The organism is Actinomadura fibrosa, from assembly GCF_900659615.1.
Lineage (GTDB): Bacteria > Actinomycetota > Actinomycetes > Streptosporangiales > Streptosporangiaceae > Spirillospora > Spirillospora fibrosa.
In genome coordinates this window covers 1-11,068 of sequence record NZ_CAACUY010000271.1, presented here as the reverse complement: position 1 = coordinate 11,068, position 11,068 = coordinate 1, and the positions used below count along the sequence as shown (strand labels likewise).

General features: G+C 74.2%; 10 protein-coding genes and 1 pseudogene. 1 reads left to right on the top strand and 10 read right to left on the bottom strand.

The annotated features are described in order from the left end of the window. The 4 genes and pseudogenes from E1300_RS42330 to E1300_RS42315 all read right to left on the bottom strand — a co-directional run. Positions 1-441 (bottom strand): annotated as a pseudogene (locus tag E1300_RS42330) (hypothetical protein); the annotation flags it as partial. Between the two features lie 64 nt (positions 442-505). Beyond that, positions 506-940, bottom strand: coding sequence for an SRPBCC family protein (locus tag E1300_RS42325; RefSeq protein ID WP_131762923.1), 435 nt, complete (start codon positions 938-940; stop codon positions 506-508). 63 nt (positions 941-1,003) lie between these two features. Next, the gene (locus E1300_RS42320; RefSeq protein ID WP_131762922.1) at positions 1,004-1,771 is read right to left on the bottom strand and encodes a metallophosphoesterase family protein; all 768 of its coding nucleotides are present in this window, start codon (positions 1,769-1,771) and stop codon (positions 1,004-1,006) included. Positions 1,772-1,845: 74 nt separating this feature from the next. Next, positions 1,846-2,544 carry a copper homeostasis protein CutC gene (locus tag E1300_RS42315; protein WP_131762921.1) on the bottom strand — a complete coding sequence of 233 codons (699 nt, stop codon included), beginning with the start codon at positions 2,542-2,544 and terminating at the stop codon, positions 1,846-1,848. Positions 2,545-2,760: 216 nt separating this feature from the next. On the opposite strand from E1300_RS42315, the gene E1300_RS42310 reads away from it, so the two are divergent. Beyond that, positions 2,761-4,554, top strand: coding sequence for an AMP-dependent synthetase/ligase (locus E1300_RS42310; protein WP_131762920.1), 1,794 nt, complete (start codon positions 2,761-2,763; stop codon positions 4,552-4,554). 49 nt (positions 4,555-4,603) lie between these two features. Here E1300_RS42310 and E1300_RS42305 read toward each other — a convergent pair whose 3' ends face one another. From E1300_RS42305 to E1300_RS42280, 6 genes are all read right to left on the bottom strand, one after another. Beyond that, positions 4,604-5,263, bottom strand: coding sequence for an NAD(P)H-binding protein (locus E1300_RS42305; RefSeq protein WP_131762919.1), 660 nt, complete (start codon positions 5,261-5,263; stop codon positions 4,604-4,606). A 188-nt stretch (positions 5,264-5,451) separates the two neighbouring features. Beyond that, positions 5,452-6,768: a DUF1996 domain-containing protein gene (locus tag E1300_RS42300; protein WP_131762918.1), complete on the bottom strand. Its 1,317-nt coding sequence runs from the start codon at positions 6,766-6,768 to the stop codon at positions 5,452-5,454. A 35-nt stretch (positions 6,769-6,803) separates the two neighbouring features. After that, positions 6,804-7,439, bottom strand: coding sequence for a DUF4142 domain-containing protein (locus E1300_RS42295; protein WP_242619749.1), 636 nt, complete (start codon positions 7,437-7,439; stop codon positions 6,804-6,806). A gap of 153 nt (positions 7,440-7,592) precedes the next feature. Next, positions 7,593-9,104: an NADH-quinone oxidoreductase subunit NuoF family protein gene (locus E1300_RS42290; RefSeq protein ID WP_131762917.1), complete on the bottom strand. Its 1,512-nt coding sequence runs from the start codon at positions 9,102-9,104 to the stop codon at positions 7,593-7,595. Further along, positions 9,101-10,057, bottom strand: coding sequence for a ferric reductase-like transmembrane domain-containing protein (locus E1300_RS42285; RefSeq protein WP_131762916.1), 957 nt, complete (start codon positions 10,055-10,057; stop codon positions 9,101-9,103). Before E1300_RS42285 ends, E1300_RS42290 begins: the two co-directional genes overlap by 4 nt. Positions 10,058-10,060: 3 nt before the next feature. Next, on the bottom strand, positions 10,061-11,068 hold a 1,008-nt coding region (locus E1300_RS42280; RefSeq protein WP_131762915.1), incomplete at its 5' end, for a peptidoglycan DD-metalloendopeptidase family protein.

Genomic DNA, 11,068 nt, shown 5'->3' with positions numbered 1-11,068 from the left:
GGCCGCGCCCTTGCCCGTCGTGCCCGCCGTGCCCGTGGGAGCGGGGCGCGTGCGGTCGGGCCGGGAGCGGTCGGGCCGCGCCGGTTCGGGCCGCGTCCGGTCGAAGGCGGCCACCACGTCCAGCGCGGCGGCGAACAGCGACTGCCCGGCCTCCCGGACGTGCCGGCCCACGTCGCCGCCGGCCTCCCGCTTGATCGCGATCGCCCGGCAGACCGGGCAGTCGCGGCACTCGGGCGCGCCGGTCGCGATGCGCGGCTCCGGCTCCTCGGTGGTCGCGCGGCTCCACACGTCGCCGCCGGAGCTCCCGGAGCCCTCGGGGCCGCCGGGGCCGGTGCCGTGGCCGCCGCCACCGCCGGTCCCGAAGGCGCCGCCGATCCGGCTGCGCAGCGCGTCGAAGAGCTTGGCCGCCTCGTCGAGGACGTCGCCTGGCTGCTCGGTCATGACCACATCTTCCATCCGTCGTCGGCGTGAAACCGTATCGCCCCGAGCGACCGGCCGGGAACGCTCAGCGTTCGACGTGCCGCTTGAGGCCCTTCAGCGCGGAGTCGATGATCCGCTTCTCGCCCTTGCGCTTGACCATCCCGATCATGGGGACGCGAACGTCCACGGCCAGCTCGTAGGTCACCTCGGTGCCGTCGCCGGTCTCGGCCAGCCCGTAGGAGCCGTGCAGGCCCGTGACGACCGCGCCCTTCTCCACGAGCTCCCACGTCACCCGGTCGTCGCCCTCCCAGGTGTAGGCGAGCCCGACGGTGTCGCTGAACGGGCCGCCGTCGAACGTCAGCCTCGCCCGGGCCGCCCGCCCGTCCGGGCCGGTCTCCTGGACGGTGAACTCGCGGATCCCGCTGGCCCACTCCGGATAGGCCTCCAGGTCCGCGATCACCGCCATGATGTCGGCCTTCCCGGCCTTCACGGTGATGGAAGAACTCGTGCGGTCCGCCATCTGCGCTTCCCTCCGGCTCTGGTGGGACCCGCGCCCGGGCCCGGTGTCCTACAGAAGTATCTTTCACACCGACAGGACGTAAGGCACCCCGCTGGCCCGGAAGTGGCCCACGTTCACGCATTCGGTGCGCCCGATCCGCATCCGGCGCGCGAGCGGCTGGTGGACGTGCCCGAAGAGCACGTACTTCGGCTGCGTCCGGTGGATCGCGTCGAGGATCGCCTCGCTGCCCCGCTCGAAGCGGCGGGCCACCGTGTCGTACAGCAGGTCCGGCACGGCGGGCGGGATGTGGGAGCACAGCACGTCCACCGCCCCGACGGCCTCGACCTTGGCGGCGTAGGCGTCGTCGTCCAGCTCGTAGGGCGTGCGGTACTCGGTCCGCAGCCCGCCGCCGACGAAGCCGAACGTGAGGCCGCCGATCTCGGCGGTCTCGCCGTCCAGCACCCGGTGCCCCTCGCGCAGGTGGTCGCCCCACATGCGCGGGATGTCGACGTTGCCGTAGGTGAGGTAGGCCGGGGCCGGCATCGCGGCGAACAGCTCCGCGTACTGGCGGCCGACGGCCCGCTCGATGTGCGGCCACGCCTCCCCGTCCAGCCCCGCCCACAGCGTCCGGGAGAAGTCGCGCGCCTCGTCGAAGCGCTTCTGGGTCCGCAGCGCGATGAAGCGGTCGGCGTTCTCCTGGCCGAACAGGTCGGCGAAGATGCCCTGCGCGTGGTCGGAGTAGTCGACGAACAGGATCAGGTCGCCCAGGCAGATGAACGCGTCCGCGCCGTCCCCGGCGCTCCTGAGCGCCTCCGCGCGGCCGTGGACGTCGCTCACCACGTGGATCCTCATGAACCGACTCTAATGGGACGGACGACGCACCGGCACGCGGCGGGGACCGGCCGCCGCGGCGATCGGAGGGGTGGTCAGCCGCCCGCGGCGGCCGAGACCAGCGCCCGCCACTCGGCCACGAGCCCGGGGTCGACCGGGGCGTCCCAGGCGCCGTCCGGGCGGACGGCGGTGCCCACGTGGAAGGCGGTGACGCCCGCCGCCGCGAGGACCGCGACGTGCTTGCGGCGCAGGCCGCCCCCGGCCATGATCATCTTCGCCGCGCCCGGGTCCTCGGCGGCGCGGCGGACGAGGACGTCCACGCCCGCGTCGACGCCCCGCGCGGACCCGGCCGTCAGCACGGCGTCGAGGCCGCCGCCGAGGCGCCGGACGGCCTCCCACGCGGCGGCGGGGTCGGCGGCGTGGTCGACCGCGCGGTGGAAGGTCCACGGCAGCGGCACCGCGGCCTCGGCGAGCTTGGCCGTGGCGGCCTCGTCCACCTGGCCGAGCGAGTCGAGGAAGCCGAGGACGAACCCGTCCGCGCCCGCCGCGGCGAGGGTCCCGGCGGCGTGCCGCAGCCGGTCCAGCTCGGCGACGGTGGTGCGGAAACCCCCGTTGGCCCGCAGCATCACCCGCATGGGCAGCGACGTGACCTTCCTCATCGCCTCGACCACGTCGGGGTCGGGGGTGAGCCCGTCGGCGTCCATGTCGGCGACGACCTCGATCCGGTCGGCGCCGCCCTCCTGCGCGGCGAGCGCGTCGGCGGCGGTGAGCGCGATCACCTCGAGCAGCGACATGGCGGTCCCCCCGGGGTCATGTCCGTGGCCGTCCGTCGCGGCCGGGTCAAGCGTAGGCGAAGGCGCGCCCGCCGCCGGAGGACGCCCGGCGGTCTTTGCACTGCCGTTAACCGAATCCCGCCAGCAGGGCGTTTTCCCTACTCGTGGGTATCATTTCCCTTCGGAGAAGCCGGAACGACTTCCCCGCGTCCCCGAAGACCAACCGAGGAGTGGGCCGTGCGCGAGTTCAGCGTCCCCGCGATGGTGGAGGTCCCCGACTCCGCCAATCTGACCGACGCGCCCTTCACCCGGGCCGCCGAGCACCCCGGCGCCATCGTGCTGCGCCGCCGCACCGCCGGCGGCGGCTGGAGCGCCGTCACCGCGGCGGAGTTCGCGGCCGAGGTCGCCGGCGTGGCCAAGGGCCTGATCGCCGCCGGCATCGAGGCGGGCGACCGCGTCGCCCTGCTGTCGAAGACCCGCTACGAGTGGACCGTTCTCGACTACGCGATCTGGGCCGCGGGCGCGGTCGCGGTCCCCATCTACGAGACGTCGTCCGCCGAGCAGATCGAGTGGATCGTCGGCGACTCCGGCGCCCGCGGGCTGTTCGCCGAGACGTCCGACCACCTGGCGGCCGTGGACGAGGTCCGGGCCAACCTGCCGGAGCTCGCGCACGTGTGGGGCATCGACGCGGGCGGTGTGGCCGAGGTCACCGCGCTCGGCAAGGACGTCGCCGACGACGCGGCCGAGGAGCGCCGCCGGAGCCGCACCGCCGCCGACGTCGCCACCCTCGTCTACACCTCGGGCACCACCGGCCGCCCCAAGGGCTGCGAGATCACCCACGGGAACCTCGTCGCGACGTCCCGCAACGCCATCCAGGGCGCGATCTCCGAGATCGTCGTGGACGGCAGCTCCACCCTCCTGTTCCTCCCCCTCGCGCACGTGTTCGCGCGGCTCATCGAGGTCGCCACCATCGAGGCGGGCATCGTCCTCGGGCACAGCGACATCCCGAGCCTGCTGCCCGACCTCGCCTCGTTCCGGCCGACCTTCCTGCTGGCCGTCCCGCGCGTGTTCGAGAAGGTCTACAACGGCGCCGAGCAGAAGGCCGCCGCCGACGGCAAGGGCAAGATCTTCAAGGCGGCGGCCGACACCGCGATCGCCTACAGCCGCGCGCTGGACGAGGGCGGCCCCGCGCTCGGGCTCAAGGTCAAGCACAAGGTGTTCGACGTGCTCGTGTACGGCAAGCTTCGCGCGGCCGTCGGCGGGCGCGTCCAGTACGCAGTCTCGGGCGGCGCCGCCCTCGGCGAGCGGCTCGGCCACTTCTTCCGCGGCGTCGGCATCACGATCCTGGAGGGCTACGGCCTCACCGAGACCACCGCCCCCGCCGCGGTCAACCGGCCCAGCGCCATCAAGATCGGCACGGTCGGCCGGCCGATCCCCGGCGTGGACGTCTGCATCGCCGAGGACGGCGAGGTCCTCGTCCGCGGCGTCAACGTCCTGCGCGGCTACTGGAACAACGAGACCGCCACCAAGGAGGCCCTGGAGGACGGCTGGTTCCACACCGGCGACCTCGGCGCCCTGGACGACGACGGCTTCCTCAAGATCACCGGGCGGAAGAAGGAGATCCTCGTCACCGCGGCGGGCAAGAACGTGGCGCCCGCCCCGCTGGAGGACCGGCTCCGCGCGCACCCGCTGATCAGCCAGTGCCTCGTCGTCGGCGACGGCCGCAAGTTCATCAGCGCCCTCATCACCCTGGACGAGGAGGCGCTCGGGCCGTGGAAGGAGCGGCACGGCAAGCCCGCCGCGATGACGGTGGACGAGCTGCGCACCGACCCCGAGCTCGTCGCCGAGATCGAGGAGGCCGTCGCGGGCGCGAACCGGTCGGTCAGCCGCGCCGAGGCGATCAAGAAGTACGTCGTCCTCGGCGTGGACTTCACCGAGGAGGCCGGCCACATGACGCCGAGCCTGAAGGTGAAGCGGAACGTGGTGATGAAGGACTTCGCGGGCGAGATCGACGCCCTCTACGGCTCCTGACCGCAGCTCCGGCGGGCGCCCGGCCCCGGGGCCCGCCGGAGGGCGGCGGTCAGCGGAGGGCGGCGACGGCCTCGGCGATCGGGACGTCGCCGTTGAGGAGGTCGAGCGTGCGGCGCCGGACGTCCCGGGCGTCGAGCAGCGCGACGATCACCGCGGCGACGTCGTCGCGGGTGACCGCGCCGCGGCCGATGGGCGGCTCGGCCAGCGCGACGAGGCCGGTGCCCGGGTCGTCGGTGAGCCGCCCGGGGCGCAGGATCAGCCAGTCGAGCGCCTCGCGCGCCCGCAGGTCGTCCTCGGCCTCGCCCTTGGCCTTGATGTAGGCGGCCCAGACCTCGTCGCGCCCGGCGGCGGGCGGGTCGCCCGCGCCCATGGCGGAGATCTGGACGAAGTCGGTGACGCCGGCGCGCTCCGCCGCGTCCGCGAGCAGCACCGAGGCGTCCCGGTCGACGGTCTGCTTGCGGGCCGCGCCGCTGCCCGGCCCCGCCCCGGCGGCGAACACGACGGCGTCCGCCCCGGTCACCACGTCGGTGACCTCGCCGGGCGACGCCGACTCCAGGTCGCACACGACCGGGCCGGCGCCCGTCTCGTGGACGTCCGCCGTGTGGGCCGGGTTCCGGATGATGCTGAGCACGGTGTCCCCGCGCGCGGCGAGCAGCCGGGCCAGCCGCAGCGCGATCTGCCCGTGCCCGCCCGCGATCACTACGTTCATGCGGCGATCCTACGGACCGCGGCCCCGCCCGTCGCGGAAGCGCGGCGGGCGGGGCCGGAGATCGGCGGACGGCGCGTCCGCGGCGGGCCGGACCGGAACGGGGAACGGGCCGGCGCGCGAGACCACGCGCATCACGCGAGGTCGCGCGGGTCATGCAGGTCGTGCGGGTAGCGCGCGTCGGGCGGGGATCAGCAGGTGCGGCCCCCGTTGATGCACTGGACCGCGCGCCGCATGAGCGCGGGCGACATCACGTTCTCGAAGTCGGCGTGGTCGGTCACCGGGTCGTGGCCCTGCTCGGGGAAGGTGTCCAGCGCGAACGCCAGCGCCTTCGCGGGGACGTTGTAGGTGAGCGACAGCCGGAGCTGCGGCACGGCCCGCGTCCCCTGCGGGCAGGCGCCGGACGCGGCGGGGAAGACCACGTGGGTGCGGTGGTTCGCGCTGTCGGTGTTCTGCCCGTCCCAGCAGCTCGGGAAGTTCAGCACGCGCATGACCCGGCTGCCGCGCGGGCACAGCGGGTACTTGTCGGTGAACGCCTGGTTGGTGAAGCCGGTACAGGTCCACTGGGCGCGGGCGTTCGCCGGGCCGTTCGTCGCGGCCTTGGCGTCGCCCATGATGATCCGCATGAACTGCGGCATGGCGGTGACGCGGCTGCGCGGGTTGCCGAGGAACTGGATGCGCGCCGACTGCGGCGTGACGACCGAGCCGGTGTTGCCGTCCGCCTGGCTCTGCTGCGCGGCGTCCGAGTTGTCCTGGCCCGCCCGCAGGCGGATGACCGGCCAGTAGTAGGTCGACTTGTCGCCGTTGGTGCAGGTCGTCCCGGCGGCGGCGAGCGTCTGGTCGGTGGAGAACCCGTCGGTCGACTCGTTGCCGACGTAGTCGTGGATGTGGTGCGCGCCGTTCTGGACGCCGGGCGCGACGATGAAGTTGTCGGGGTTGCTGTGCGCCTGCCCGGCGTTCGTCCCGCAGTTGGACGAGAACGTCCCCGTGGAGCCGCCGCGGCTCCGCCGTGCCTGCGCGACGCGCGGGGCCTGCCGGATGCTGACGAACTGGTCCGCCCGCGGCCCCTCCTTGATCACCGATGCGGGCGGCTGCTGCTGCTGGCCGCCGCCGTTCTGCTGGCCGCCGTTCTGCTGTCCGCCGTTCTGCTGCCCGTTGCCGTTGGGGTCCTGCTGGCCGCCGCCGGCGTTCGGATCCTGCTGGCCGCCGCCCGCGTTCGGGTCCTCGGTGACGGTCGCGTTCGGGTCGGGCGTGGCCGTGGCGTTGGGGTCCTGCTGGCCGCCGCCCGCGTTCGGATCCTGCTGGCCGCCGCCGCCCGCGTTCGGGTCCTCGGTGGCGGTCGGGGTCGCCTCGGCGCCTCCGCCGCGCGGCGGCCTGGGTTTCGCGGCCGCCGGGGCGCGGTCGCCGATCTGGACGGCCGCTGCCCCGGCCGGCGACACCTCGGCCGCCGACGCGACAAGGGCGAGCGCCGGGATGACCACGGCGAAGGCCTTTTTCTTTCTGCCCATGAAAGGAACTCCCTCAGAGCGGGGTGGAGTGCGCGTCAGTGCAAAGCCGACCTGGTCACCAGGCCCGTGCTTTCCAGCAGCGACATATGGGTGTTGACGAATTTCAGGCACCGTTCCGCGAAGGCGCGGATCTCGGTGTTCTCGCTCGCCGCGCGGACCTTGGCGATGACGGCGAAGACCTGCCCGTGCGCGGCCCGCAGCCGCAGCACGAAGGTCTTGTCCCACGCCGTTCCGTACTTGCTCGACATCTCCCGCAGCCAGCTCTTCTGGCTGCCGCTCGGCTCGTTCGGCAGGAGCACGCCGAGCTTCTGCGCGGTGGTGCGGGTGTCGGCGTCCAGCACCTGGTGCTGCTGCTGGATCATGTTGCCGACCTCCTTCACCCGGGGGCTGGACGCCCGCTGCTGGGCCTGCTGGCCCGCGGGCATCTCCCACAGGCCGGCCTGCCGGACCTTGACGAGCAGCAGCCGGTCCAGGGCGCTCAGCGGCCCCCAGCGGGTCTGCGTGGTGCCGCCCTTCTCGGCCCCGTCGGCGGGGGCGACGCCGCCCGCCGGGCTCAGGACCACCGCGAAGGCCGCCGCGACGGCGGCGACCGCCGCCAGGACCAGGAGGACACGGCCGCGCCTCAGCCGGGGGAACGCGCGCATTCCGGGGGCGCCGTATTTCTTCCTCAAGGGAACTGGTTCCTCCTTCCGGGAACATCACCGAAACGGACCCGGCGCGGGTCGCCAGGAGGTACGCACCACGCCGGGCCCGAGGTTCACCGGTCATCGATTTCTCTGCCGTTGTTTGCTGTTGTCCGAATTGCACCGCCGGGTGCGTTTCCGCTAGCGCCGCGCGGTGCTTCCGGGAATACCGCCGGTGACGCGCAGCGCCAGCGCCGGGCACATCGCGACCGCCTTCTGCACGTCCCTTTCCATCCAGGACGGGATGTCGCTGTTGAGCACGACCGGGAAGCCGTACCGGTCGAGCTGGATCAGCTCCGGGACGAGGTAGGCGCACAGGCCGTGCCCGTCGCAGCGGCTCCAGTCGATCGCCACCCGGCCCTCCGTGCCGGTCGGCACGGGCAGCGGCAGGACCCCGTAGGTCGACTGCCCGCACGACCCCCCGTACCGGTGGAGCTCGATGTCCTCGGTGAACGCGTCCATCGCCGACACCACGAACTTCGCCGTCCCGTCGGGATGGGTGCAGGCGCCGCGGCCGCGGCCGATGCCCGCCGCGCGCCGGACGTCGTCCACCGTCGCCGACCCCTCGCTGAGCGAGTTCAGGGCGCGGACGATGTCCGGCAGCCCGAGCCGGCACGGCCCGCACTGCCCGGCCGACTGCGCGGCCAGGTACGACGCGATCCGCGTCACCTCGCCGAGCGGGCAGGTGCCCTGCGTCAGCGGCAGGATGATGCCCGCGCCGACCGTCCCGCCGACCCTGCGCATGCCGCTGCGCGACAGCACCGCCCGCGAGACCCCGACCGGGTCGAGCCACATCCCGTGGTACCCGCCGACCAGCACGCCCGGCCCGGGCGGCACGTCGCAGTGGTCCAGGACGGCCTGGAGCGGCGTCCCGAGCGGCGCCTCGACGACCTTCGTCCCGCCGACGGTGAGCAGGGTCGTGCCCGGCTCGTCCTCCGTCCCGGCGGAGGCGTACAGGTCGGCGCCGAGCGACACGAGCACCGCGAGCTGCGCGAACGTCTCGGTGTTCGACAGCAGCGTCGGATACCCGTCCACGCCGGACTCGGCCGCGCGGACCTTGACGCCCGGCGGGATCGGCGTCTCGCCGTTGATCGCGCGGACCACCGCGCCGCTCTCCCCCGAGATGAACCGCTCGGTCAGCCGGACGACCCGCGCGGGCATCCGCCGCTCGCTGATCGCGGCGCGCACCGACCGCGCGGCCTCGTCGTCCTCGACGGCCACCACGATCCGCTGCGTGCCGAGCGCGGACGCGGCGATCTGCGCGCCGTCCAGCACCAGGTGCGGCGCCCGCCCGAGCAGGACCTTGTCCTTGGAGCTGCCCGGCTCGCCCTCCGCGCCGTTCACCACGACCACGACGTCCTCGCTGGACCCGCGCTCGTCGCCCCGCTCGCCGGGCAGCAGCATCGTCTGGTCGGCGGTCGGGTAGTTCACCTGCGCCGCCACCGCCATGAGCTTGCGCGCGAACGGGAAGCCCGCCCCGCCGCGGCCCCGCATGTCGACCTGCTCCGCCATCCGGACGAGGTCGTCCAGCGCGGGCGCCCGCAGCCTGCCGTGCACCGCGAGGTGCCGGTCCAGGTCGAGGCGGTCGAACCGGTCGAACCCCAGCGTCAGCCGGGGCCCGCCGATGTTCGACACGGCGATGGTCGAGCTCATCGGATGACCTCGGTATCGCCGTAGCCCGCCCGCCGCACCGGCATCCCGCGCGGGTCCGCGACGGTGGCGCGCGAGTTCTCCGGCATGCCCCGCGGGTCGTCGGCCATGAGCCGCGGATCGTCGGCCATCAGCCGCGGGTCGTCGAGCAGCGCGCGCGGGTCGTCCGGCATGTCGCGCGGATCGTCCGCCGCGACGCGCCGGTCACCGACCATGACTTGCTGGTCGGGGACGCGGACCGCCTTGCGCCCGCCACGCGTCCGCGCGCTCGCCGCAGCCCGCTCGCCGACGGGCGCGCCGAATTCCTCGCCCGCCCGCCGGACGTTGCGCGGCTTGACCACCACGATCATGCGGGTGAGCAGCGCCAGCGCGACGCCCGCCACGCTCATCACGTAGCTCAGCGTCACCCAGTTCGCCGCGGTGCGCCCCGCCGTGAGGCCGTGCATGATCCCGATCGGCCAGGAGACGTACGCGAGCGAGTGCATCGTCCGCCACACCCACGGCTTCCACCGGAACGCGAACCGCACCCGCAGCAGCCCCGTGAGCACGACCAGCATCATCAGCTCGAACGCGAGCGTGCCGAGCCCCACCGGGTCCAGCCCGGGGACGACGATCTGCTTCGGCAGGGCGAGCCCGCCGAGCTCCTTCACCGCGATGTGCGCGATCACCATCGCCACCGCCAGCACGGCGGACGCGCGGTGCACGCCCTGCGCCATCACCCGGTGCCGGATGCCGAGGATCAGCCGCTCGGTGGCCAGCAGCCCGCTCACCACCGCGGTCGTCAGCGCGAGCAGCGTGAACACGCCCGCGTAGAAGGACAGGAAGTACTGCACGTTCGCGGCCATCGCGGCACCCGGCGGGGTGGCCGCGCCGATGAGGACCAGCACCGCGCCGGCGAGCACCGCGCGCAGCGCCCAGGTCGGCACCGCGGGATCATCACTGTTGCGTGTTCGCACCGCTCAGGCTCCGTTCTCGGTAGCGGAGGGCGCCGGAGCGCCACCCGGGTCTGCGCCCTCGCCCGCCGGATCGGCGGGCGCCGGCGATGACGGCGGGGCCTCCGCCGCGGGGACCGGGCCGAGATTGGCCAGGAGGCCCCCAGGAAGCACCTGCAAGGCACCGCGTTCGGCGAACCCGAGGAGGGGCTTCGCCCGCTCCCGGAACGTCCACCCGCCGAGCACGGCCCCGTCGAGCGGGACCGACTCGGCGCCGCGGCGCAGATCGAACTCGACGTCGGCGCGGGGCGAGGCCGCCCCGCCGCAGGGCCGGTCGCCGCCCGTCCGCCCGAGCGGGTCGCCGCGCTTGACGACGCTGCCGTCGCGGAGCTGCGTGACCGACCGCATCCGGTAGTAGGTGCTGGCCACGCCGCTCGGGTGGACGACCATGACCAGCGCGCGGCCCGCGGAGTCCTTGCAGAACCGGTACAGCCGCCCGCCGCCCGCCGCGAGGACGCGCCCGTCGCCGCCCGAGAAGGCCAGCGAGCCGAGCGGCCGCACGGACGCGCCGTCCGCGGTGTTCATCGACCAGGCGTCGCCGACCTTCCACGGCAGCACCAGCCCGTCGCCGGCGCGCGTCCCGTCGATCAGCGCGGTCGCCTGCTGCGCGGTGACGGACGCGTACTTGCGCAGCGCCGCCGCCTCACCCGCCGACATGACCGACGCGGGCATCGCGCCGAGCAGCCCGTTGAACGCGGCGCCGCCCGACAGCCCGATCTGCCACCGGTCCCGCCGCCACCGCGCCGCGAAGAACGCGATCTCGGGGCTGGCCGGGGATCCGGCGGGCACGGGGATCGCCGTCATGCCGAACACCCACGTCCTGTCGGCGCTCGTCCGCGCCGTGTTCACGATCGGAGCGCCGGTCGCCGCCGCGCCGTACGCCTGCCGGGCCGCCGCGCCGCGCTGCGCGAGCGTCAGCTTGCGCACCTGCGCGGTGAGGCCCTGCGTGTCGGGCGCCGCCGGGGCCGCGGTACC

Coding starts and splice junctions, on each gene's coding strand:
- E1300_RS42290 (WP_131762917.1), bottom strand. CDS start 9,104: ATGAGCTCGACCATCGCCGTGTCGAACATCGGCGGGCCCCGGCTGACG.
- E1300_RS42300 (WP_131762918.1), bottom strand. CDS start 6,768: ATGGGCAGAAAGAAAAAGGCCTTCGCCGTGGTCATCCCGGCGCTCGCC.
- E1300_RS42320 (WP_131762922.1), bottom strand. CDS start 1,771: ATGAGGATCCACGTGGTGAGCGACGTCCACGGCCGCGCGGAGGCGCTC.
- E1300_RS42325 (WP_131762923.1), bottom strand. CDS start 940: ATGGCGGACCGCACGAGTTCTTCCATCACCGTGAAGGCCGGGAAGGCC.
- E1300_RS42315 (WP_131762921.1), bottom strand. CDS start 2,544: ATGTCGCTGCTCGAGGTGATCGCGCTCACCGCCGCCGACGCGCTCGCC.
- E1300_RS42305 (WP_131762919.1), bottom strand. CDS start 5,263: ATGAACGTAGTGATCGCGGGCGGGCACGGGCAGATCGCGCTGCGGCTG.